Source organism: Massilia sp. Root351, from assembly GCF_001425045.1.
Taxonomy (GTDB): domain Bacteria; phylum Pseudomonadota; class Gammaproteobacteria; order Burkholderiales; family Burkholderiaceae_D; genus Rugamonas.
This window is the reverse complement of the sequence record NZ_LMDJ01000031.1, coordinates 95,405-118,720: the sequence shown is the minus strand read 5'-3', so window position 1 is coordinate 118,720 and position 23,316 is coordinate 95,405. Positions and strand designations below refer to the sequence as shown.

At 68.1% G+C, this 23,316-nt stretch carries 21 protein-coding genes and 1 pseudogene; 6 read left to right on the top strand and 16 right to left on the bottom strand.

All coding sequences use genetic code 11. The features are described 5' to 3' along the window. Positions 1 to 52 precede the first annotated feature (52 nt). The 7 genes from ASD15_RS20585 to ASD15_RS20555 all read right to left on the bottom strand — a co-directional run bounded on the left by ASD15_RS20585 (position 53) and on the right by ASD15_RS20555 (position 8,675). On the bottom strand, positions 53 to 1,270 hold the full coding sequence (locus tag ASD15_RS20585; RefSeq protein WP_057156906.1) for a hybrid sensor histidine kinase/response regulator: 1,218 nt from the start codon (positions 1,268 to 1,270) through the stop codon (positions 53 to 55). After that, positions 1,267 to 3,489 (bottom strand): PAS domain-containing hybrid sensor histidine kinase/response regulator, encoded by a 2,223-nt coding sequence (locus ASD15_RS20580; RefSeq protein ID WP_057156905.1) that lies wholly within the window; start codon positions 3,487 to 3,489, stop codon positions 1,267 to 1,269. The genes ASD15_RS20585 and ASD15_RS20580 overlap by 4 nt, the downstream gene beginning before the upstream one ends. Then, the gene (locus tag ASD15_RS33690) at positions 3,489 to 5,255 is read right to left on the bottom strand and encodes a methyl-accepting chemotaxis protein (protein ID WP_082552004.1); all 1,767 of its coding nucleotides are present in this window, start codon (positions 5,253 to 5,255) and stop codon (positions 3,489 to 3,491) included. Before ASD15_RS33690 ends, ASD15_RS20580 begins: the two co-directional genes overlap by 1 nt. A gap of 25 nt (positions 5,256 to 5,280) precedes the next feature. Continuing rightward, entirely contained in the window at positions 5,281 to 5,658 is a 378-nt protein-coding gene (locus tag ASD15_RS20570; protein ID WP_057156903.1) for a response regulator transcription factor, read from the bottom strand. Between the two features lie 108 nt (positions 5,659 to 5,766). Continuing rightward, positions 5,767 to 6,372 carry a response regulator transcription factor gene (locus ASD15_RS20565; RefSeq protein ID WP_057156902.1) on the bottom strand — a complete coding sequence of 202 codons (606 nt, stop codon included), beginning with the start codon at positions 6,370 to 6,372 and terminating at the stop codon, positions 5,767 to 5,769. Beyond that, positions 6,369 to 7,619, bottom strand: a complete 1,251-nt coding sequence (locus ASD15_RS20560) for a sensor histidine kinase (RefSeq protein ID WP_057156901.1) — start codon at positions 7,617 to 7,619, stop codon at positions 6,369 to 6,371. The genes ASD15_RS20565 and ASD15_RS20560 overlap by 4 nt, the downstream gene beginning before the upstream one ends. 90 nt (positions 7,620 to 7,709) lie before the next feature. Continuing rightward, complete coding sequence (locus ASD15_RS20555) at positions 7,710 to 8,675, bottom strand: NAD(P)/FAD-dependent oxidoreductase (RefSeq protein ID WP_057156900.1); 966 nt, start codon at positions 8,673 to 8,675, stop codon at positions 7,710 to 7,712. Positions 8,676 to 8,778: 103 nt separating this feature from the next. Between ASD15_RS20555 and ASD15_RS20550 the strand changes: the two are divergent. Further along, positions 8,779 to 9,232: pseudogene (locus tag ASD15_RS20550) on the top strand (Rrf2 family transcriptional regulator); the annotation flags it as partial. 2 nt (positions 9,233 to 9,234) lie between these two features. On the opposite strand, the gene ASD15_RS20545 reads toward ASD15_RS20550, so the two are convergent. The 4 genes from ASD15_RS20545 to ASD15_RS20530 form a co-directional block, all read right to left on the bottom strand. Beyond that, positions 9,235 to 10,044 carry a ferritin-like domain-containing protein gene (locus ASD15_RS20545; RefSeq protein ID WP_057156898.1) on the bottom strand — a complete coding sequence of 270 codons (810 nt, stop codon included), beginning with the start codon at positions 10,042 to 10,044 and terminating at the stop codon, positions 9,235 to 9,237. Between the two features lie 60 nt (positions 10,045 to 10,104). Continuing rightward, a complete protein-coding gene (locus ASD15_RS20540) occupies positions 10,105 to 10,521 on the bottom strand; it encodes a DUF2061 domain-containing protein (RefSeq protein ID WP_057156897.1) in 417 nt (138 codons plus the stop codon). A 94-nt stretch (positions 10,522 to 10,615) separates the two neighbouring features. Further along, positions 10,616 to 11,158: a sugar O-acetyltransferase gene (locus tag ASD15_RS20535; RefSeq protein ID WP_057156896.1), complete on the bottom strand. Its 543-nt coding sequence runs from the start codon at positions 11,156 to 11,158 to the stop codon at positions 10,616 to 10,618. 8 nt (positions 11,159 to 11,166) lie between these two features. Beyond that, positions 11,167 to 12,828, bottom strand: coding sequence for a SulP family inorganic anion transporter (locus ASD15_RS20530; RefSeq protein WP_057156895.1), 1,662 nt, complete (start codon positions 12,826 to 12,828; stop codon positions 11,167 to 11,169). 55 nt (positions 12,829 to 12,883) lie between these two features. Between ASD15_RS20530 and ASD15_RS20525 the strand changes: the two genes are divergently transcribed. Next, positions 12,884 to 13,591, top strand: coding sequence for a DUF6622 family protein (locus tag ASD15_RS20525; protein ID WP_373888196.1), 708 nt, complete (start codon positions 12,884 to 12,886; stop codon positions 13,589 to 13,591). Between the two features lie 57 nt (positions 13,592 to 13,648). Here the strand turns inward: ASD15_RS20525 and ASD15_RS20520 are convergent, their stop codons facing one another. Next, positions 13,649 to 14,236, bottom strand: coding sequence for a TetR/AcrR family transcriptional regulator (locus ASD15_RS20520; RefSeq protein WP_057156893.1), 588 nt, complete (start codon positions 14,234 to 14,236; stop codon positions 13,649 to 13,651). Between the two features lie 65 nt (positions 14,237 to 14,301). Between ASD15_RS20520 and ASD15_RS31880 the strand changes: the two genes are divergently transcribed. Continuing rightward, positions 14,302 to 14,583 carry a hypothetical protein gene (locus tag ASD15_RS31880; protein ID WP_373888195.1) on the top strand — a complete coding sequence of 94 codons (282 nt, stop codon included), beginning with the start codon at positions 14,302 to 14,304 and terminating at the stop codon, positions 14,581 to 14,583. A 157-nt stretch (positions 14,584 to 14,740) separates the two neighbouring features. Here the strand turns inward: ASD15_RS31880 and ASD15_RS20515 are convergent, their stop codons facing one another. Further along, complete coding sequence (locus ASD15_RS20515) at positions 14,741 to 16,225, bottom strand: diguanylate cyclase (protein ID WP_057156892.1); 1,485 nt, start codon at positions 16,223 to 16,225, stop codon at positions 14,741 to 14,743. 160 nt (positions 16,226 to 16,385) lie between these two features. Here ASD15_RS20515 and ASD15_RS20510 point away from each other — a divergent pair, with 160 nt between their 5' ends. Then, entirely contained in the window at positions 16,386 to 17,372 is a 987-nt protein-coding gene (locus ASD15_RS20510; protein WP_057156891.1) for an SDR family oxidoreductase, read from the top strand. Between the two features lie 14 nt (positions 17,373 to 17,386). Next, positions 17,387 to 18,424, top strand: a complete 1,038-nt coding sequence (locus tag ASD15_RS20505) for a Ku protein (protein ID WP_057156890.1) — start codon at positions 17,387 to 17,389, stop codon at positions 18,422 to 18,424. Positions 18,425 to 18,451: 27 nt separating this feature from the next. Here the strand turns inward: ASD15_RS20505 and ASD15_RS20500 are convergent, their stop codons facing one another. From ASD15_RS20500 to ASD15_RS20490, 3 genes are all read right to left on the bottom strand, one after another. Next, a complete protein-coding gene (locus ASD15_RS20500; protein ID WP_057156889.1) occupies positions 18,452 to 18,808 on the bottom strand; it encodes a ribonuclease E inhibitor RraB in 357 nt (118 codons plus the stop codon). A gap of 44 nt (positions 18,809 to 18,852) precedes the next feature. Beyond that, positions 18,853 to 21,507: a DNA ligase D gene (gene ligD, locus ASD15_RS20495; RefSeq protein WP_057156888.1), complete on the bottom strand. Its 2,655-nt coding sequence runs from the start codon at positions 21,505 to 21,507 to the stop codon at positions 18,853 to 18,855. Positions 21,508 to 21,721: 214 nt separating this feature from the next. Continuing rightward, positions 21,722 to 22,387, bottom strand: coding sequence for a polyphenol oxidase family protein (locus ASD15_RS20490; protein WP_157201053.1), 666 nt, complete (start codon positions 22,385 to 22,387; stop codon positions 21,722 to 21,724). 121 nt (positions 22,388 to 22,508) lie between these two features. Between ASD15_RS20490 and ASD15_RS20485 the strand changes: the two genes are divergently transcribed. Further along, entirely contained in the window at positions 22,509 to 23,306 is a 798-nt protein-coding gene (locus ASD15_RS20485; RefSeq protein WP_082552003.1) for an ABC transporter substrate-binding protein, read from the top strand. Positions 23,307 to 23,316 lie beyond the last annotated feature (10 nt).

Genomic DNA, 23,316 nt, shown 5'->3' with positions numbered 1-23,316 from the left:
GAATCCCTCGCCACCCTACCATAGAATGGACCAGCCCCCAAGGGCAGCCGGCCTACAGTCCGGGTGCGTCCAGCGGCAGCCGCATGGCGAAGCGGGTGCGGCCAGGCGCGCTGGCCGCCTCAATGGCGCCGCCCAGCACATTGACCACCAGGTTGTGCACGATGTGCAGCCCCAGCCCGCTGCTGCGCCCCATGCTGGCGGTGTTGAACGGCTCGAACAGCCGCGCCATGCCGTCCGGCGCAATGCCGGCGCCGTTGTCCTCGAATTCCAGCAGCGCCGCCGCGCCGTCGGCCGCCATGCGCACGGTGATGGCGCCGCCGTCCGGCCCGAATCCGTGCAGCAGCGCGTTGCGGGTGAGCTGGGTCAGTATCTGGCACAGCGCGCCCGGGTAGCTGTCCATGGCAAGTCCGCCCACCGCCTCCACCCGCAGCGTTGCGCCGGCCGCGCGCAGCGACGGCGCCAGCGTCTTGGCCATGCCGTCCACCAGACTGGCCAGCTCGAAGCTGCGGCGCTGCGAACTGGTCTGGTCCACCGCGACCTGCTTGAAGCACTCGATCAGGTCGGCCGCCTTGTGCAGGTTGCGCAGCAGCAGTGCCGTGGCCTGGGCCGTGTCTGCGCCATAGCGCTCCAGCGCCGAACGGCGCACGCCGGCGCCTTCGGCCAGCGCGCCGAAAAAGGCGCGGCTGCGGTCCTCCAGCGCGCTGGCGGCCAGCACGCCGTTGCCGATCGGGGTATTCAGTTCGTGCGCCACGCCCGCCACCAGAGCACCCAGCGCCGCCAGCCGCTCCGAGCGCACGATCTCGGCGTGCGCCGAGCCCAGCTCATCCAGCGTACGCGTGAGCTGCGCATTGCTGGCGGCCAGCGCCTGCTGCGCGCGCGACAGCTGGATGTGGACGTGCGTGCGCGCCAGCACCTCCTCGGACTGGTAAGGCTTGGCGATGAAGTCGACCGCGCCGGCGCGGAAGCCGCGCACCTTGTCATCGGTATCGTACTGCGCCGACAGGAAAATCACCGGAATCTCCTTCAGGCCGGGATCGGCCTTCAGCTGCCGGCACACTTCAAAGCCGTCGATGCCGGGCATGCGGATGTCGAGCAGGATCAGTTCCGGCGGACGGGCTTGCGCGCTCCACAGCGCCAGCCCGCCGTCCGGCGCCTGGCGCACCAGGTAGCCCGCGTTGCCCAGCAATTCGCTGAGCAGCTTGAGCGAGGCCGGCGTATCTTCCACCACCAGGATTTCGCCGCTTGAGTTCTGGTCTGCGCGCTGCATCATGCCGCCCCCTGCCCTGCATCGTGCGCCGCCGGCGCCAGCAGCGCGCATAGCTGCGGATACTGGTGCAGCGCCAGCATGCGCCCGACCGCGGCCGCCGTGCCTGCGCAGGCCGGCGGCAGCGCTTGCAGCAGCCGCGCCGCGCGGGCCAGGTTCAGCTGCTGCACCGCTTCCCGCAACGCATCGGCGGCGCCCGCCGGCAGCGCGGCCAGCGCCGCCGCCGTCAGCGCCGCGCCACCGTTCTCGTCACCCCCGGCGCCGTCCAATGCGCTCGCCGCGCCGGCGGCGCCGTCCCGCGCGCCGGCCAGCGCCAGTCCGGCCGATACCCCGGCCGACACCGCGAAGCGGAACACCGCGCCCTCGCCCAGCGCCGAATGCACGGTCAGCTCGCCGCCCATCAACTGCACGAACTCGCGCGAAATGGCCAGCCCCAGGCCGGTGCCTTCGGCCACGCCGTCCTGGCCGGCCTGCACGAAAGGTTCGAAAATGCGTTCGTGGTCGGCCGCCGCGATGCCTGGACCGCTGTCGCTGACGGCGAATTCGAGCTGCCAGCACCCGCTCCCGGCCGGGTCCGCGCCGTCCGTCCAGCTGGCCCGCGCCTGCAGCACGATGCCCCCGGCACGGGTGAACTTGACCGCGTTCGACATCAGGTTCAGCAGCACCTGGCGCAGCTTGGTGCCGTCCAGCTGCGCGCGCAGCGGCAGCTGGCGGCTGTCCAGGCGCAGCGTCACGCCCGGCGCCGCGCGCATGCTCACCATGTCCGTCACTTCCTGCAGCATCTCGGTCAGCAGCACCGGCTCGTTTTGCAGCGCGATGCGGCCGGCCTCGATCTTGGACAGCTCCAGGATATCGTTAATCAGCGTCAGCAAGTGCTGGCCGGAGCGGTGGATGATGCCCAGGTTGCGCTTGTCCCCGGCCTGCATGCCGGGCGCATCGGCCATCAGGCGCGAAAAGCCGATCACCGCGTTCAGGGGAGTGCGCAGCTCGTGGCTCATATTGGCCAGGAACACGCTCTTGGCCTGGCTGGCCGCCTGCGCCTGCGCCACCGCCACCGACAGCGCGCGCGTGCGGTCGGCCACCAGCTCTTCCAGGTGGTGGCGGTGCTGGCGCAGTTCCTGCTGCGCCGCCTTGTGCGCGCTGATGTCGTAGTTGACGCCTACCATGCGTAGCGGCCGCCCGGCGCCGTCGCGGAACAGCATCGAGTCGGCCTGGATATGGCGCACCGAGCCGTCCGGCCAGACGATGCGGAAAGCCTGGTCGAACTGGCCGCCGCCGTCCAGCGTGCGCTGCAGCGCAGCCTCGGCCTGCGCCTTGTCCTCCGGATGCAGCGCTTCGCGCCACAGTTGCAGCGGCTCGGCCACGGGCGCGCGCTGCACGCCGAACAGGCGGTACATTTGCTCGTCCCACTCCACCACCCCGCTGCCGATATCCCAGTCCCAGATGCCGATGGCGGCCGCCCGGGTGGCGATCTGCAGGCGCTGCTCGCTGGCGTGCATGGCGCGATAGCGGCTCTCGAGCAGCGCGATCATTTCGCGCAGCGAGGCCTGCAGGCTCTTCAGTTCGCCGAACAGCCAGGCGCGCGGGGCCGGCGCGGCGGGGTTCAGCCCGGCCTTGACGTCGGCCGCGTAGCGCCCGATGGCTTGCACCGGCTTGAGCATCATGTGCCACAGCACCAGGTACAGGCCGGCCACCAGCGCCACGTCGAGCACCAGTATCATGCCGGCGATGGCGTAGCTGCGGCTGCGCAGTTCGGCCAGCAGCCTGGCCGGCGAGGCGTACAGCGTGATGCTGCCGATATCCTGGTTCGCCGCCCGCATGGCGCGCCGCTCCTGCAGCAATTCGGCGCCGGCCGGGGCCTTGTCCACGCCGTGCAGCCGGCCGTCGGCGCCGCGCACCAGGATGTAGGGACGCACGCCGGCCGGCGCCACCATGCTGGCGTGCAGCCCCCGGTTGCTCAGCCCGCTTTTCATGATGGTAACGATTTGCGCTTCGTCGTAGTTCCACACCGGCAGCGCTGCCGCCGCCGCCAGTTCATCCGCGCTGGCGGCCAGGTCGGCCCGCAGCTGCGCCCAGCGCTGCGCTTTTTCGCTCTGGTAGAAATAGGCGGCGAAGGCGGCCAGCACCAGCGTCACCACTGCCGTCACCGCCACGCTGACCAGCAGCGCGATCGAGATCTCGCCCTTGGCGCGCAAACCGGCGACGCGGTGCGCGGGCGAGTGCATCAGAATTCTTCCCAGTCGCCGTCGGTTGCCGCCGGCACCGCCTTCAAGTGGCGCGGAGCGGCAGTTGCCTGGGCCGGGGACCGCGCCGCCGGCTTGGCGCCCCCCTTCCCCGGCTGGGCCAGGGCGGCGCGCGCCGGCTGCAGCGCTGGCCGAACGGCCGGGCGCCCGCCTTGCGCGGGGCGCGCTGCCGCCGCCGGCGCGCTGCGGGCCGCCGTGCGCAGCGCGCCGGCATCCAGCTTGAATACGCTCACCGCCTGCTCCAGCGTCCGCGCCTGGTCCTGCAAGGATTCGGCGGCCGCCGCAGCCTGCTCCACCAGCGCCGCGTTCTGCTGGGTGACAGTGTCCATCTCGGCCACCGCCTGGTTGATCTGTTCGATACCCGAGCTCTGCTCCACGCTGGCCGACAGGATGGACGACATCATGCCCGTCACGCGCTCCACGCTGGTGACCACTTCCTGCATGGTGGCGCCGGCCTGGTCCACCAGCTTGCTGCCCGCGCCGACGTGGGCCACCGAGTCGCCGATCAGTTCCTTGATTTCCTTGGCCGCCGCCGCCGAGCGCTGCGCCAGGTTGCGCACTTCCGAGGCCACCACGGCAAAGCCGCGTCCCTGCTCGCCGGCGCGCGCCGCTTCCACCGCCGCGTTCAGCGCCAGGATATTGGTCTGGAAAGCGATGCCGTCGATGGTGCCGATGATGTCGGCGATCTTGTTGGAGGACTGGTTGATCGCCCCCATGGTGGCCACCACCTGCGCCACCACTGCGCCGCCGCGCTGCGCCACCGCCGCCGCTTCGTGGGCCAGGGTGTCGGCCGCGCGCGCGCTTTCGGTGTTGTGCTGCACCGTGGAGGTCAGCTCTTCCATCGAGCTGGCGGTCTCCTCCAGGCTGGACGCCTGCGTTTCGGTGCGCGAGGACAGGTCGGCATTGCCGCTGGCGATCTCGCCGGAGGCCACGGTGATGGTTTCCGTGCCCTGCCGCACCTGCGCCACGATCGTCGCCAGGCTGTCGTTCATGCGCTTCAGCGCGGCCGTCAGCTGGCCCATCTCATCGTTCGAACTGACCTCGATGCGTTGCGTCAGGTCGCCCGCCGCCACCGCCTCGGCCACGCCGATGGCGCCGCGCAACGGGACCAGGATGGCGCGCAGCAGCCAGTAGCCCATCACCGCACCCACCGCCACGCCCAGCACGATGGAGGCGATGGATATGGCGCGGAAAGTGCTATAGCGCGCCTGCGAATCCGCATATTCCTGCTTGCCCACCGCCAGTTGCAGCGCCACCAGCGCTTCGAGCGCATGGTCGGCCGCCGCCATGGCCGGGTCCAGCTTCTTGTGCTGCAATTCCGCCGCCCGCTCGCGCTCGCCCGCCGCCAGCGCCGCCGCCATCGGCTGCATGGCCTGCTCGCGCATGGCGGCGTGGCTGGCCGCGAAGGCCTTGGCCAGCACCGCCTCGTCCGGTGTCAGGTAGGTGGCCATGTAGGCCGCCCACACTTTGTCGATCTCGCCGCCGCGCTGTTGCGCCTGGGCCAGCAGCGTGCTGTGGCCGCCGTCCTGCGCGTCCACCGCGTTGCCCAGCGCGATCTGCTGGTACAGCAGGCCGGTGCCGATCTGGTTCAGCATGCCCATCGCCACCAGGCGGTCGTCGTACACCGTCTGCAGCGACGCGTTGGTGCGGCTCAGGCTGTTCAGGCCGGCAAAGCCGATGGCCGCCAGCAGCACGGTCAGAAATGCGATGGCGGCGATAAGCCGGGCTTTGATCGTGAGGTTTTTCATGATGGTATCCCTGGTCGTCTTATGGTTATGGCTGGTGAGCGGCGGCCTGCTGCAGGGCGGCCAGCAGATCCTGCGAAGCGAAGGGCTTGCGCAGATAGGCCAGGCAGCCCAGCCGCTGCGCCGCCGCCTCCATGCCGCCGTCGATCTGGCTGGTGACGAACACGATGGGCGGCGCGTTGCCGGCGCCGACCAGCATTTGCTGCAACTCGATGCCGGACAGGCCGCCCAGGTCGATGTCGAGGATCAGGCAGGCAATGTGGCTATGGTCGCCGCGCTGCAGATACTGCTCGGCCGACGCATAAAGCTGGGCCATATAGCCGGCCGCGCGCAGCAGCCGGCCCAGTGCCTTGAGCATGCCGGCGTCGTTTTCCACGACGGCAACGACGAGTTTTCCTGTTTCCATGACGCCATCCCTAAGGTGCAAGCACCGATAGTTATGACTGTAGGGAGATTTCACACGGCTGTAACGTGTCCTTTGGTACAGGTAGCGCGCGGACGCGCCGGCAAGGCGCTAGGCGGCAACCAGCCCAAGGCGGTTGGCCATCTGTACCAGCTCGGCCAGCGAACCGGCGCCCAGCTTTTCCATCAGGCTGTGGCGGTGCGCTTTCACGGTGCGCTCGGTGTTGCCCAGTTCGAAGGCGATCTGCTTGTTCAGCATGCCCTGCACCACCAGCACGAACACCTCGCGCTCGCGCGCGGTCAGCGTGGCGGCGCGCTTGCGCAGTTCGCTGAGCTGGCTGTTGTGCTGCGCCGCCGCCTCGTAGCGCAGCATGGCGCGGCCTATGGCGTCCAGCAACGCGTCCTTGCCGATGGGCTTGGACAGGAAATCCTCGGCGCCGGCCTTGATGGCGCGCACACTCATGGCAATGTCGCCATTTCCCGTGAGAAATACAATGGGCAGGATGCTGTTGCGCGCACGCAAATGATCCTGCAGTTGCAGGCCGGTCAGGCCGGGCATGTCCACGTCCAGCAGGATGCAGCCGGCCTCGTCGCCGGTTTCCGCCTGCACGAAGGCGTCGCCCGATTCGTAGGCGCTGACCCGGTAGCCGCAGGCGCCCAGCAGGCGCGACAGCGCGGTGCGCAGCGGCTCGTCATCGTCGATGATGTGGATCTTCACGCCGCCGCCCCCGCCCTGGCCGCCAGCGGCAAGGCAAAGCCCACCGTGGCGCCGCCGCCGGGATTGTTGTCGGCCCAGATCCGGCCGCCGTGCGCCTGCACGATGGCCGCCGCGATCGACAGGCCCAGCCCCATGCCGTGCGCCTTGGTGGTGAAGAAGGACTCGAACAGGCGTTCCCGGTTGCCGCCGAAGCCGCAGCCATGGTCGCTCACCTGGACCTCGGCCATGGCGGCGTCGCGGCGGCGCGCGCACAGCGTGATCCGGCGCGGCCTGGCCGGCGCCGCGGCGGCGCCGCCCTGCGGCGGCTCGCCCATGGCGTCCATGCCGTTCAGGACCAGGTTGATCAGGATTTGCTGCAATTGCACCGGATCGGCCGACACCATCAGCGGCAGCGGGGCCGGCTCGGTGTGCAGCTGCACGCGCCGCATGCGCGCCTCGCTGCCCAGCAAGGCCGCCACCTGCGCCATGGCCTCGTTCAGGTCCAGCCGCTGCGCCACCGGATCGGACTTCTTCAGCATTTCGCGCATGCGCTGTATCAGCTCGCTGGCGCGGCGGTCGTCGCGCCGGATGTCGCCCAGGATTTCCTCCACGTCGGCCAGCGCCGGCGGATCCATCTTCAGGAACAGCTCGGCCGCCTCGGCATTGCTCATGATGGCCGCCAGCGGCTGGTTCAGCTCGTGCACCAGCGCCGCGCAATACACCGAGGCGCTGGCGTTGCGGTTCATGTGGGCGATTTCGGCCAAACGCTGGCGCGACTCGCGCTGCAGCTGGTCGTTGTGCGCCGCCAGCTGCTGCTGCAGGCGGCGGATCTTGAGGTGCGCCATGACGCGCGCATTCACTTCCTCGAACTGGAAGGGCTTGGAGATGAAATCCACGCCGCCCACCTGGAAGCCGCGCAGCTTGTCGTCAGTGTCGCTGTGGGCCGACAGGAAGATCACCGGCACCTCGTCCAGGCCGGGCATCTTCTTCAGGCGGCTGCACACTTCGTAGCCGTCTATGCCCGGCATGCGGATGTCAAGCAGCACCAGTTCGGGCGCCTGGGCCTGCGCGCTCCACAGCGCCAGTTCGCCGTTGGGTGCCTCGCGCACGCGGTAACCGGCGTCGGTCAGCAGCTTGGACAACAGTTGCAGCGATGCCGGCGTGTCCTCGACCACCAGGATATCGCCGCGCACCGGGTCCGGCTGCGCGTCGGCCCGCACCTGCTGTGCCTCGTCCCTGGCTTGCTCCCGCCGCCCTGCTGCTTCCATTCCCGCTCCTGTCTACGACGTCGCCCGCACGCGCGGTGCCCAGACGATATCGGCCACGACGGTATATTGCAAGCGTGTGTGGCCGCCGCGCTACAGTGTGGCCATGATCAGCGAAGCATGCGCCGACACCCCGGCCAGCACCCCGGCGGCGCTGGCCAGCGTGCCGTTGTGGCGCGCGGCGGCCGCGTCGCCCGCCGCGAACACGCCTGGCACGCTGGTCTGCTGTCCGGCATCGACCTGGATATGCGGGCCGGTCGGGCCCTGCTCGAAGGCGCAGCCCAGCTGTTCCGCGAGCGGCGACGCCATGCTGGTGACCGGCGCGGTAAACAGCGCGCGCAGCGGCAGCACGCGGCCATCGGCCAGGCGCACCGCCTCCAGCTGCGGCGCACTGCCCAGCAGGGCCACCACCGGCACCCGCTCCACGCGCGTGCCGCGCGATTGCAATTGCGCAGCCTCCTCGGCGCTGGGTTCGTGCAAGCCTTGCGTAAAGTAAGTGGTATCGCCCCAGTCGGGCAGCAGCAAGCCCTGGTGCACCGATTGCGGGAACGCCGCCAGCACCCCCAGCGCGCCGCCGCTCACCTCGAAACCGTGGCAATACGGGCAATGCAGCACCGTCCGCCCCCAGCGTTCTGCCAGGCCGTCGATCGCGGGCAGCGTATCCTTGACGCCGGTGGCCAGCACCAGGCGCGCCGCGCGCTGCGCTGCGGCCGCCCCTGGCGGCAGCCCGTGCGCCTTGGCCGCGTCCCCGCCAGCGTCCGCCGGATGGGCCGGCGTCCATTGGACCACGAAACCGTCGGCATCCCTGTCGGCGCACTGCGCCGTCCCCGCCGCATAGGAAAACGTCGGATAAGCCCGCAACTGGCGCAGCGCCTGCGCGCGGATGTCCGCCGGCGCCATGCCATCCAGGGCCAGGAAGCCGTGCACCGCCGGCGACCAGCGGTTGCGCGGCTGGCCGCCATCGATCAGCAGCACCCTGCGCCGCGCCCGCGCCAGCTGCATCGCCGCCGACAAGCCCGCAAAGCTGCCACCCACCACAATTGCATCGTACTGATTCATGCCGCCCTCCGGTTTACGTATCATTGAAAGTTACATGATAGCAGCAATGCCGGCTAACGTAACTTTTCTTGTTACGCAAACTGGAAAACGCTAAGATGGGTGCATGAGACAAGACAGCCGCCTATCCCGCATGCTCCACGTGCTGATCCACATGGAGCGCCGCGGCGAACCCGCCACTTCGGAAGACATCGCCCAGATGCTGGGCACCAATCCCGTGGTCGTGCGCCGCACCATGGCGGGGCTGCGCAATGAAGGCTATGTCAGGTCGGGAAAAGGCCACGGCGGCGGCTGGGCGCTGGCGCGCCCGCTGAAGGCCATCACGCTGCTGGACGTGCACCGCGCGCTCGGCAACCCGTCCGTGTTCGCCATGGGCGTGGAGCAGGAAAATCCCAGCTGCCTGGTGGAACAGGCGGTCAACGCCGCGCTGGCGGACGCCATGCGGCAAGCGGAACAGATCTTGCTGGACCGATTGGGCAGCGTCACGCTGGCCGACCTGGCCACCGACGTCGACCGCCGCTTCTGCGGCTAGGCCGGGCCGGCGCGGGACATGCGCCGCGCGTCAGCCCAGCTGGCCCAGTTCCGCCTCGGTGAAGCCGGCCAGGCGGCGCGCCGCCAGGTTGAACGGGCCTTTCAGCACCGGCGCCCGGTAGCGCAGTGCCAGTTCGTCATATGTGGCGCGCGGCTCCAGCCCGCGCAGCTCGCACATATAGCGATACCAGCGGTTGCCGATCTCCACATGGCCGATCTCGTCGTGCAGGATGATGTCCAGGATGGCGGCCGCCGCCATGTCGCCGGCCTGCGCAATCTTGGCGCGCAGCGGCGGAATCGCGTCCAGCCCGCGCGCCTCCAGCGTGCGCGGCACCAGCGCCATGCGCGCCGTGATGTCTTCGCGGGTGCGCTCCACCATCTCCCACAGGCTGTCATGGGCCGTGAAATCGCCGTACTGGTAGCCCAGCGTTTGCAGGTGCGCCGACAGCATGGAGAAGTGGTAAGCCTCCTCTTTCGCCACGCGCAGCCAGTCGGTGTAGTACGCGGCCGGCATGCCGGGGAAGCGCCACAGCGCGTCCAGCGCCAGGTTGACCGCGTTGAATTCGATGTGCGACAGCGCGTGCACCAGCATTGCCCTGCCCTCCAGCGTGGCCATCGAGCGGCGCCCCACCAGGCGCGGCGGCACCAATTCGGGTCGCGCCGGACGGCCCGGGATGGCGCCGTCGGGCTGCGGGCCGGCGGCCGGATCCAGCGTCAACGCGCCGCCGGCCCAGGCTTGCGCCATGGCGGCGACAGCCTGGGCCTTGGCGGCGGGATCGTTTTCAAGCAAGCATTGCAGCGCCAGCGCGCGCAGCTCCTGCAATTGTGATGGGTACGGCATGAGGCAAACCTGCGGCGAAGAAAAGGACGCAGTGTACCAAACCGCCGCGCCCGCAGGGTGTCAGGCGGCAGCAGCGGCGCCGGCCGGCGCCATGCGCAGCTGCAGCTTGTCCCACAGCCGGTCGTGATAAGGCAAGGCGATCACGTTCAGTATGGGTTCCAGCACCGCCGCCAGGCCGCCCATGGCCATCGAACCGGTAGCCCACCACAGCATCAGGAAGGCCACGGTCGCGTGCATCAGGGTCTGGCTGATCTTCTCGCCGGCCAGGGCGGCATAGCGGGCGCGGGCCGCCACGGCGCGGGAGCGCAGCTGATGCCATGCGCGTTCATGGAAGGGCAGCAGCAGCACATTGACCACCGGTTCCAGCACTGCGGCCAGTCCGCCGAAGACGACCGAGCCGGTCATCACATACATCAGGCTGAACGCAATACCCGTATGGGCGGCTACCTGGCTGACTTTTTTCGCGGCGGTGAGCATGAGAACCTCTTATTGACTGAGCGTGTCAGCAAATAATAACGATTCTCATTTAACTTTGAAAGACAATTGTTTTTACCGCATCGATAGATTTTTCCTAAGACGCCTGGGCAATCTCGCGCACCACCCTGCAAGGATTGCCCACCGCCAAACTATTGGCCGGAATCGACTTGCTCACCACGCTGCCGGCGCCGATGGTGCAGTTGTCGCCGATGGTGACCCCGTGCAGGATGGTGACGTTGGCGCCTATCCACACATGGTTGCCGATGGTGATGGGCAGCGCCTCGAACACGCCGGCCGCGCGCGCCACCGGGTCCACCGGGTGGCTGGCGGCCGAGATCACGGTGTTCGGGCCGATCAGCACATGGCTGCCCAGGGTCACCGGCGCGCAATCCAGGATCACCAGGTTATGGTTGGCGAAGCAATGCTCGCCCACGCTGATGTTGTAGCCATAGTCGCAGAAGAATGGCGCCTCGAAATGCGCATTGTTCGGCTTGCGCAGCAATTGCTCGAGGATCGCGGCGCGCTTGGCCACGTCGTCCTCGCGGTTGAAGGCGGCGCACAGCAGCTTGGCTGCGCGGCGTTCCACGCTGCCCGGCGATTCGCCGGGGCGGTAAGGTTTGTCCTGCTGGTCCTGCATGTCTACTCCTAAATGTGTTCCGCCATGCCGCCTTCGCGGCCCTCTTGCAGCGCATTGCACGCCATCGCCGTGCTGAGGAAAATGGGGCCGCTCAACTGCTGCAGCAGATCGCTCTGGCGCAGGCGGTCCAGCACCGGCCCCTTGACCTCCGCCAGGTGCAGCGCCACGCCGCGCCGGCGCATGCCCGCATTCCATTCCGACAGCGCAAACAATGCCGTGGTGTCGATCGAACTGACGGCCGTCATCGCCAGCACCAGGTGGCGCGCCGACGGATGCGCCCGCAGTTCGTCCTCGATACGCTCGCCCACCGCTTCCACGTTGCCGAAGAACAGATTGGCGTCGATGCGCAGCACCAGCACCTCGGCCTGCGTTTCAGCCCGGTAGCGTTCGATATTGCGGTAGTGCTCGCTGCCCGGAATACGGCCCAGCACCGCGATGTGCGGCCGGCTGGCGCGCCAGATCAGCGTGCCCATCGACAATAACACGCCGACCACCACGCCCGCTTCCACGCCCAGCGCCAGCACGCCGGCGGCAGTGGCGCCCCAGGCGGCGGCGTCGCCCCTGTCGTAGCGCCAGGCCATGCGCAGCGTGTCGAATTCCAGCAAGCCCAGCACGGCCACGATGATGGTGGCGGCCAGCGTCGGCAAAGGCAGCAGCGCCAGCCAGCCGGTGGGTGCCAGCAAGGCCAGCGTCAGCAGGCCCGACGTGATGATGCTGGCCAGCGGCGTGTTGGCGCCGGCCGAAAAATTGACTGCCGAGCGCGACATGCCGCCGGTGACCGGGAAGCCGCCGGACACCATGCTGGCCACGTTGGCCGCGCCCAGGCCGAACAGCTCCTGGTTGGCCACCAGCTTCTCGTTGCGCTTGAGCGCCAGCGACTGCGCGGCGGACATACTCAGCAGGAAGATGATAAAGCCGATCAGCAGGCCCGGCTGCAGCAGCGCGCGCCAATGGCTGGACGAGGTAGCCAGGTTCAGCTGCGGCAGGCCGGACGGCACCGCGCCCGTGGTCTGGATGCCCAGCGCCTGCAGGCCCAGCTGCGGCACGGCGGCCGTGGCAGCCAGCACCACCAGCATCGGCACCAGGCGCGCGCCCAGCTCCGCATGCGCGGCCGGCAGGCCGCACCGCCGCAGCAGGCCCGCCGCATAGCGCTTGCCCAGCACCAGCAGCAGCAATGACACGCCGCCCAGCACGGCGCTGGGCGCGTGGAAGGCGGGCAAAGTCGCGCCCAGCAGCGGCTTGACCTGGCCAGCGGCGATGATGACGACGGAACCGACCGTAAAGCCGCTCATGACCGGACGCGAGAAGAAATTAGCCAGGAAGCCCATGCGCAGCGCGCCGCACAACAGCAGCACCACGCCGGCCACCAGCGCCAGCTGCGCCGCCAGCACGCCATACAGCGCCGAGCCCGCCGGCGCCAGCGGCCCGATCACGGCCGCCGTCATCAGCGCCACGATGGCCATCGGGCCGACCGACTGCGTCATGCTGCTGCCGAACAGGGCGTAGAGCACCGGAGGCAGGATGCTGGCGTAAATCCCCGCCACCGGCGGCAAGCCGGCCACCAGCGCATACGCCATGCCCTGCGGGATCATCATCATCGCCACCACGATGCCGGCGCTGATGTCGCCCGGCAACATGGCACGCCGGTATTGCCTCAACCAATGCAGCATGCTCTAGCCTGTTCCGCCTTGAAAATAAGCGAAGCCTACCATACGGGCAACGCATATGGATATACGGAAAACGGATATGGCGCCTGCGCCTGGCGGCCGGGCTATGCCGGCCAGCTTGTACCGCCGCCACGGCCGGTTTCGCTCCGCCGCACGCCGGTTTCGTCGCAAACCGGTGGCCCGGCCGCGCGCCGCGCCGCATAGTGAGCCCACTTGCCTTATTCCACCCGACACCAACGGAGTCCACATGCTGCAGCAAATCCTGTCCCACACCCCGGCCTACGTCTGGGCCATCCTCGCCTTCCTGGTCTATCGCGGCGTAGCGGCCAGCCAGGACCGCGTGGTCCGCTACCGCAGCGTGTTCATCATTCCGGGGGGGATGCTGGTGCTGGGACTGAACAGCGTGGCGACCGGCTTTGGTCTCTGGACGCCGGCCGGGGCCGCCTGGCTGGCGGCAACATTGGCGGGCGCGGCGCTGGCCCGGACCCGGGCGGGCGGCGATGGCGCAAAGGCCGTGGACCACGCGGCCGGCACCGTGACGCAGCGCGGCAGCTGGATGCCGCTGGCGCTGATGATGGCGGTGTTCTGCTGTAAGTACGCAGTCGGCGCCGCATTGGCAGTGCAGCCCGCATTGCGCGGCGACATGCGTTTTGCGGTGCCCGCCTGCATGGCGTTCGGGCTGTTCAACGGCATCCTCCTGGGCCGCTTGCTGCGCACCGCCGCCGCCTGGCAGGCGCTGCGCCCGGCCGCCGCCAGCCCCGCCTGAGGCCGCTCCTCCGGCCCGCCAGCGCGGCGCGCCGCCGGGCGCAGCGGCCTGCGGCGGTCAGGCGGACCGCGCCTGCCGTCCCCGCTCCAGCGCCGCCACCACCGCCGCCAGCACTTCCTCCGACTGGGCCGGGTCGGCCATCACGCGGGACAGCACCAGGCCGCCCACCATGCTGGCATAGTCGGCGATCGCTTGCTGCCGTTTCGCAGCGCCATCCGCGCCCGGCTCCAGCTCGGCCAGCAGTTTCAGCTGGGCCTGCACGCCGTCGGACATCGCCTTGCGCACTTCCGGCCCGGCCCGCGCCGCATCCGTGCCCAGCGTGCTGACCGCGCAGCCCTTGCCCGGCGCGTCGCGGTGCGCAACCGACAGATAGGATGCGGCAATCGCCGCCACCGGCTGTTCCGGCGCCCGGTCGGCCAGCTTGCGCCACGTCGTCACCGACTTTTCCAGCGCCTTGGCGGCCGCTTCGGCCAGCAACAGCTCCTTGGAGCCGAAATGGCCGTAGAAGCCGCCATGGGTCAGGCCGGCGCCCTTCATCAGGTCGGCCACGCCGATGCCGTCAAAACCTTTTTCGCGGAACAGCCTGGCCGCTGTCTCCACGATGCGTTCGCGGTTCAACGCCGCCTGCTCCCTGCTCACCTTCATGTTGCTCTCCTTCCGCAAAGTTCTGCCTGACATTATACATTATGAACGTAATATATGAAGTATTGATGACGATCGCCATTCAACCGACGGCCAGCGTGCGCGAACTGGGCATCGATCCGGCGGTGGTGCAGATCGACGGAAGCGGCATGGCTATCGGCCACCCGCTGGGCGCCACCGGCGCGCGCATCACCGGCAAAGCCGCTGCGCGCAGGCCACCCAATGCGTCGGCGGCGGCCAAGGCGTCGCCACCGCCCTCGAAGCCCCCTAATGCAAGCAATCTCAGCCGCATCCCCCCACTTCGGGGTCAGACCCCGCAGCAGGCAGCATGCGGCTCAGTCCGTGTGTAGGAAATACGGCAAACTCGAAGGAGTTGACACCAGAACGCGTAGGAAACGCCTTCGCCTACCGCGCGCACGCCCCTGTCAACAAAGCGAACTGAGCCGCATTTTCCACACCCCGGGGTCTGACCCCGAAGTGGGGGGGTGCGGCTGAGGCTGGTTGGGCTTAGGAGGCCATGGCGAGTTCGACGCAGTTGCGGCCGGCGCGCTTGGCGCGGTGCAGGGCGGCGTCCAGGCGTTCGAGCAGGGTGGCGGCGCCCTCTTCGGGACCGGCCTGCGCCACGCCCAGGCTGATGGTCACCGCTTCGCAACCCGGCAGCTCGGTGCCGGCTATCGTTTCGCGCAGCTTTTCGGCCAGCTTGAGCGCGTCGATGGCGGCGGTGTGGGTGGCGATGATGAGAAATTCTTCGCCCCGCATGCGCACCAGCATGTCCGACGTGCGCAGCCGGCCCAGCACGGTCTGCGCCACCGCCCGCAACGCCTGGTCGCCGCACGGATAGCCGTAGATGTCGTTGACCGAACGGAAATTGTCGATGTCGAAGGCGATCACGCCCAGCGGCATGCCGTAGCGCCGCGCGCGGCGCATCTCATTGGCCAGCTCGCCCTCGCCGTGGCGCCGGTTGTACGCGCCGGTCAGCGCGTCCACCGTGGTGATCTGGGTCAGCTTGCCGGCCAGCGCGTCGTTTTGATGCTTGAGCTCGCTCATCGCCAGGCCGAAGCTGATGAACTGGGCCAGGCTGCCCAAGCCGCAAAACTGTTCGCGCGAAAACCCGATGTGGCGGTCGAACATCAGGCTGACCGCACCCTGCACCGGCCCGCCGGCCTCGCTGCGCAGCGGCAGCGCCAGCACCATGCGCACGCCCTTGTCGTGCAGCGTCATCGCCAGTTCGGGATCGCCGGCCTTTTCCGGCGCGTCCAGCAGCACCATCTCGCCGCTGCCCACCGCCATCAGCGGCGGGAAACTGTGGGACAGCTCCGCCTGCAACAGCCGCTCGCTGCGCTGCAGCAGCCGGACCATGTCCAGATGGTTGCGCGATTCCTGCGCGGCCAGCACCAGGTTGCCGCGCTCCCGCATATGGAACAGCGCCGCGTGCCGCACGCCGGGGAAGCTGCACAGCGCGTTGCAGATGCGCGCCGCCATCACGTCCAGCTCGTCCATGCCGACCAGCGCCCGTTGCACGCTGCGCTGGATGGCCAGCAGGTCGCGCAGCTCCTTCTCCTTGTCCAGCAGTGCCTGCTGCGCGCTGGCCGCCGCATCCAGCGGCGCGGTCAGCGCCTGGCTCACGGATTGCTGCAAGTCTTCGCTGAGGAGCGGGCTGATGCGGTAGGTCAGCGGCCCGGCCGCCATCAGCTCCGGCAGCCACGACGTGTTCCCGTAGGGGCACAACACCAGCACCGGCGCGCCGTGCCGGGCACGGATCAGTACGCTGGCCGCAGCCAGGTCGCCGTTGTCGGCGAAGCCGTCCAGGTCAAGCACCAGCAGGTCCACCGGCTGGCGCGCCAGCATGGCGGTGGCGCCGTCGAACGTTTCCGTGAGCAACAGGCGGTTGAACAGCTCGCCGCAGCTGGCCTGGAACTCGCCCCGCCGTTCACTGGCCAGATTGAGAAAAAGCCCTACCCGCCGGGCATGGCTGTCGATGTCTGCGGTCATGAGATATCCCCAAGTATTCTTATAGATTCTTCTACAGTTTGCCATAAAGTTCACAATTAGCAACGTAGGTGGGCTAAAAATACAGCTTTATGTGTGAAACCGCACGGTCAGCGCAGCACGCCGTCTGAATACTGGCTGCTTGGAGAGGAAGGAGAGCGTCATGCCAAATTCGGAAAACAGGTCGGCGGAATCCGCCGGCAGCATGCAGCGTGCTGTCCAGCAAGAGCAGGACCGGCGCGACCAGATCCAGGGCCAGCACAAGGAAAGCCAGGACGCGGTGCAAACCAGCCGCCACGACCAGCCCAGCCCGCCGCTGCCCCAGCAGCACCTGGAGAAACCGGGCAGCGAAGCGGACATGGAACTGAAACCGCGCTTCCTGGCGCCGGACTATTGCGGCAGCGGCAAGCTGAGCGGCATGGCGGCCATCATCACCGGCGGCGATTCGGGCATCGGCCGCGCGGTGGCGGTGCTGTACGCGCGCGAGGGCGCCGACGTGGCCATCGTCTACCTGAACGAACACGACGATGCGGCCGAAACCAAGCGTTACGTGGAGGCCGAGGGCCAGAGCTGCCTGCTGCTGCCGGGCGACGTGTGCGACCCGGAATTTTGCCGCCGCGCCGTGCAGCAGACGGTGGCCGAATTCGGCCATCTCGACATCCTGGTCAACAACGCGGCCTTCCAGGAGCATGCCGGTTCGCTGACGGAACTGAGCGAGGAGCGCTTCGATCTGACCATGAAGACCAATATCTACGGCTACTTCCACATGGCCAAGTCGGCGGTGCCGCACTTGCAGCGCGGCGCCGCCATCATCAACACCGGTTCGGTGACCGGGCTGCAGGGCTCGGCGCACCTGCTGGACTATTCCACCACCAAGGGCGCCATCCACGCCTTCACGATGTCGCTGGCGTCCAACCTGCTGGACAAGGGCATCCGCGTGAACGCCGTGGCGCCGGGGCCGGTCTGGACCCCGCTCAACCCGGCCGACCAGCCGCCCGACAAGATCGCCCAGTTCGGCGCCACGACCGACATGAAGCGCCCTGCCCAGCCCGAGGAGCTGTCGCCGGCATATGTGTTCCTGGCCGCACCCAGCTGCTCCAGCTACATCTCGGGCATCGTGCTGCCGATCACCGGCAGCGTGGGCGGATAGGGAGGAATGGCGCCATGGCTCGCTCATTGTGGAAAGGCGCCATCAGCTTCGGCCTGGTGCACATCCCGGTCGAGATGCACACGGCCGTGCAGTCGCACGACCTGGACCTGACCATGCTGGACAAGCGCGACTTCTCGCCCATCGGCTTCAAGCGCTACAACAAGGGGACGGGCAAGGAAGTCACCTGGGACAACATCATCAAGGGCTACGAGTACAAGGACGGCGAGTACGTGGTGCTGTCGGACGAGGACCTGCGCCAGGCCAACGTGGAGGCGACGCAAACCATCGACATCCTGGCCTTTGTGGACGCCGCCGACGTGCCGCTGACCTATTTTGAAACGCCCTATTACCTGGCGCCGGGACGCGGCGGCGACAAGGTCTACGCGCTGCTGCGCGAAACCTTGCGCAAAGCCGGCCGCATTGCCATCGCCACGGTGGTGATACGGGTGCGCCAGCACCTGTGCGCGCTGGTGTGCGTGGACGACGCGATCATCCTCAACACCTTGCGCTTCGCCGAGGAAATCCGCAGCAAGGCGGAACTGAAGCTGCCGCCCAGGACGGTCAAGTCGGCCGGCATCACGGACAAGGAGCTGCAGATGGCCTTGTCGCTGGTGGAAGGCATGACGGAGGAATGGGATCCCGAACAGTACCACGACACGTACAAGAACGACGTGCTGGCACTGGTGGAGAAAAAGGTCAAGGCCAGGCAGACCAAGTCGATCACCGTGCCGGCCCCGGAGAAGAAGCAGGCCGCCAGCAGCAACGTGGTGGACCTGGTGGCGCTGCTCAAGCAGAGCCTGGGCGGCAAGGGCAAAGGCAAGGCCGCCCCGGCCGAAGAGCCGGAGCAGGCGGCAGTGTCGGAACAATCGGACGAGGACGTGGACAGCGCCCCGCGCGCGCGCAAGCCGGCCGCAGCCAAGGCCGGCGCCAGCAAGGCGCGGCCGGCGAGGAGCGCCGGCACGGCAGCCAAAACCGCAGCCAAGACTGCCGCCAAGACTGCGGCAAAGGCCAAGCCCCGCAGCGCCGCCGCCTCGCGCCGCAAGGCCGCCTGAACAGCCACAGCGCCGCGGCCGCCCGCGCTATTCCGGCAAGGCGGCCTGCGACACGCAGCCCCAGCCGTCATTGCGGCCGCCGAACAGCTTGGCGGCCCTGGCCAGTTCATCCTCGTAACCGGTGATGCTCTCGTGGGTGGGCACCATGAAGGGATGAGCTTGCACTTGCCATGGCAAGTCGGCATTGCCTTCGTACGGCGCAAACGAGACCTTCTGCCCGTCGCGCAGAAGCTGGGTGGCAAACTTCAGCGCCCCCTCTTCAGAGGGGAAGATGACGGAGAAATCCATCTCCCTGGGAATTTCCAGGTCGTCCCCGTCCTGGTCCATGCCCCACAGCACGCCACCGTTTTCATCGTCTGGAAATTGGGAATAGTCGCGTAACATACTTACCTCCGCTGGATGCATTGCGGGTCCATGACAGTGCGCTGCTACTCTGCCACAAAACCCAGTTCCTTCATGGCCGCGCCTATGCTCCTGGCGGCGCTGTCGTAACCCTCCCATGGCAGGTTGCCTTCGTCAAGCCGGGTGTGTACCGTGCTCACGCTCCAGTGGTCGCCCCCCTTCAGATGGGACAGCTCTTCCCAGCGCACCGGCACCGAAATGCCGAGCCCGGGCCGGGTGCGCGCGGACCAGGCGCAGACCGTGGTCGCGCCCCGTCCGTTGCGCAGGTAGTCGATGAATATCTTGCCCACCCGGTTCTTTGGCCCGCTCTTGAGCGCGAACCGGTCCGGCAATGTGGCGGCCATGTGCTCGACAACGGCTTTGGAGAAGGACTTCACCGTGTCCCAGTCGTAGCCGGGCTTGACCGGGACCACCACGTGCAGACCCTTGCCGCCGCTGGTCTTCAGGAAGGCTGGCAGGCCCAGCTGGTCGAGGAAGGCGCGCATCAGTTCCGCCGCCTCCTGGATGGCCGGCCAGTCCACGCCCTTGCCGGGGTCGAGGTCGAACACCATGCGGTTGGGCTTTTCGTAGGTGCGGGCCACGGCGTTCTGCGTGTGGATCTCCACCACATTCCACTGCGCGGCAGACAGCAGGCCATCCACGCTCTTGACCGCCAGCATGGGCGGATGGTCGGGGTCCAGGTCCTGGTCGAGGTGCATCAGGCCGGGCATCCTGGTGACGTCGGCATGCTTCTGGAAGAACAGTTCCCCGCCCACGCCGGCCGGCGCGCGCACCAGCGATACCGGGCGCCCCTTGAGATGTTCCATCATCAGCCCGCCCACCAGGGCGTAGTAGCGCACCAGCGCGATCTTGGTGGTGCCGCTTTCGGCATCGATGACGCGCTCCGGGTTGGTGACCTTGAGCGTCTCGGGCAGCGTGCCGTGCAGCGCCGCCGGGGCGGCAGCGGCACCTGGCTCGGGCTGGCCGCCGCCCTGCGCAGGCGCCTTGCCACCGGCCTTGCCGCCGGCTTTGGCCCCGGCGCCGCTGCGGGCGCTCTTGCGCGCGGGCTTGTCAGGCTCAGCGTAGGCCAGGTCTTCCACGTGCGCCGGCTGTTCGCGCGTGATCATCTTCGGCGCCTTGTCGTTGCGCAGGCCCTGGAACACGGCGTGCCGCACCGAGCCGCTGCGCGTCCACTCGCCGAAGCTGACTTCCGCCACCAGGGTGGGCTTGACCCAGTGCGCTTTCTTGGCGATGGCCCGGGTGGGCGCGAACGGGCTCTCGCCGGCCGCCAGCTTGTCCAGGCTGGCCTTCAGTGTTGTCAGGCTGGCCTGGTTAAAGCCGCTGCCCACGTTGCCCGCGTAATGCAGCTTGCCGCCCTTGCCGCCCTTGTCGTAAGTACCCAGCAGCAGCGAGCCGATGCCGGTGCGCGAGCCTTGCGGGTCGGTATAGCCGCCGATGACGAACTCCTGCCGCTGCCCGCATTTGAGCTTGATCCAGTCGCCCGAGCGGCGCGAGGTGTAGCCCGAATCGCGGCGCTTGCCGATGATGCCCTCCAGTCCCATCTTGCAGGCCGCCGCCACCATCTCTTCCGGCAGCGCGTCCAGCTGCGCGCTCAGGCGCACCATGGCCGCCTCGTGCTTGGCCATGACGGCGGCCAGCAGCTCGCGCCGCTGCACCAGCGGCACGCTGCGCAAGTCATAGCCGTCCAGGTAAGGCGCATCGAAAACAAAGTAAACGATATTGCTGGTCTTCTCGTTGTCAAACGATTGCTGCAGCAGCCCGAAGTCCGGCCGGCCGTTCTCGTCGTGCACCACGATTTCACCGTCGTACCAGCCGCGCGGCAGCTTCATTTTCAGCAGCGCGGCGTGCAGTGGCTTGAGCTTGTGGGTCCAGTCGTTGCCGTTGCGCGTAAACAGCTTGATATCCTTGCCATCCACCCGCGCCAGGATGCGGTAACCGTCGAACTTGATCTCGAACAGCCAGTCTTCCGGATTGCCCGGGGCCTTGTCCACCAGCGTGGCCAGTTCGGGGGCCAGCGTGGCGGGGAGTTCGGCTTTTTCAGCAGCCACGCCGGCGCCGGCGTCCGAGGCGGCTGCGGCGGGCCGCTTGGCGGCGGGGCTGGACGCGGCGGCGCTGCGCTTCTGCGCCTTCGGCATGCCCAGCTTTTTTACGCTGTCCGGCATCTCGTCGACCACGCTGAACTCGGCGGCCGGCCGCGCATACTCGTCCTTCTCCTTGATGAGCAGCCAGGGTTCCTGCTTTTCGCCGCGCCCTTTCATTCGCACCAGCGCCCAGCGCCCGTGCAGCTTGTGTCCGCGCAGCTCGAACTTCAGGCTGCCTGCCTTGTAGCCCTTGCGCGGATCGTCCAGCGGATGCCAGGTGCCCTTGTCCCAGATGATGACCTTGCCGGCGCCGTACTGCTTTTCCGGGATGGTGCCCTCGAAGGCATTGTAGGAAATCGGATGGTCTTCCACGTGCACGGCCATGCGCTTGTCATGCGTGTCGTAGCTGGGGCCTTTCGGCACCGCCCAGCTTTTCATGGCGCCGTCCAGCTCCAGCCGGAAGTCGTAGTGCAGGCGCGAGGCCCAGTGCTTCTGGATGACGAACGACAGGTGCTCGCCACCCTCCTCGCCGCCATCGGCCGGTTCGGGCGTCACGGCGAAGTTGCGCTTGGCCTTGTAGGTTTTCAGTGCGTCGCTCATAGCGCAAACTCTACGCCCGCAGCCATTGCGCTACGGTTAGCCAGCTAACTTAGCCAGCCAACTTAGCCAGCCAACTTGGGGCGGCCAGCGGCGCCGTCAGCATGGATTGCAGGAATTTCATTGTTGCGTCTCCCGGACGCTTATGGTGGTCAACCATGCTATGCCCGGGCCGCAACGGCATCCAGCGGATGGTCGGCGGCGCATCGACACCGTTTCAAAGACGCAACACTCCGGCATGCTGCTGAGAATTGCGGTCGCCGCGGCGGTAGCTGCGGAAGGTCAGCGCCCCATCCGCGCCGCGCGCACAGCAAGTGCAGCCGCCCACGTGCTCGAATCCGCCCAGCCCCGCGCGTTCAAGCTCGTGCTGCGCCAGGGCCCGCAAATCCAGGTGGCGCTCGCTCGGCAGGATGGTGGCCGACGGCAGCGCCGCGTAGCGGCGCAGGAAGTCTTGCGCCAGTTCCTCGCTCACTTCATAGCACGCTGCGCAGATGGTGGGGCCGATGGCGGCCACCCAGTCGGACGGCCGTTCGCCGCGTTCGCGCAGCCCATGCCAGAACTGGCCGATGATGCCGGCGTACAGGCCGCGCCAGCCGGCGTGCAGCGCCGCCACCATGGCGCCGTCGCGCCGCGCCATCAGCAGCGGCACGCAATCGGCGGTGATCACGCTCACCGGAATGCCGCTGGCGGAGGTGTAGAACGCATCGGCCTCGCCCGCAGCCTGCTGCATCGCGGTGATGCGCACCGATCGCGTGCCGTGCACCTGGCGCTTGGCCGGGCGCAGCTCCCACGCCGCTTGCAGCGGCTCCGGCACCAGCGCGGAAGCGGTGCCAAAACCATGTTGAATACCCGGCACTGCCGCCAGCAAAGCACTCGTTATCAAACTGCCCTCTTTATCAAATCAGCCAGCCAGCATGATAAACCAATGGCCGCGGGGCCGCAGTTGATCGGAGCGTGAAATGCGCCTATAGTCTGGAGCCATCCCTCCCTCAAAAGGACGAGCCATGACCAGGACATGCTCGCGGCCATCGCTACGGCCGACACGGCTCCCCCTGCTGGCTGTTTTGCTGTCCGCGCTGCTGCCGGCCGCCGCGCTTGCCGCGCCGCCGCTGACTTTCGTCATGCAGGTTTTCCCGCCATTTAACGACGTCAAGGGCGGCCAGCCTGTCGGCGTCTTCCCCGAAGTCTTGCGGGAAGTCTGCGCGGCCATGCAGACCGAGTGCAAGCTCGAGGTCTATCCCTGGCGGCGCGCTTACGCGCTGGCCCAGAGCGGCATGGCCGACGGCATCCTGTTGCTGCTCAAGACGCCGCAGCGCGAACAGATTTTCCACATGGGCGCCCCGGTTATCCAGTCGTCCTACGTCCTGTACGCCCAGCAGCAAAATCCCATGCGCTACACCGGCCCGGCCGACCTGGCCGGCTACACCATAGGGGCGTACGGACCGTCCGGCACCTCCTACGCCGCCACCGACCTGATCCAGGCCATACCGGATGCGCGCCTGGAGGTGGAGATGGACAATCCCACCGCGCTGCGCAAACTGCGGCTGGGCCGCTACGGCGCCAAGGGCGCGGTGTTCATCAACCTGGACCTGGCGTTGCACCTGATGAAGCAGGAAGGCGACGCGGGCCTGAAGCAGGTCGGTGAAGTGCAGAAGGTTGAATACTACATCGGCCTGTCGCGCAAGAAAATGTCGGTGCGGCAGGCCGAACTGTTTCATGCCACGCTGCGCCAGCTGCAGCGTGACGGCACGGTGGCCGCCATCGCCCGCAAACACGGCCTGAAAGCCGCAGCGCCGCGCTAAGCCGGGCACG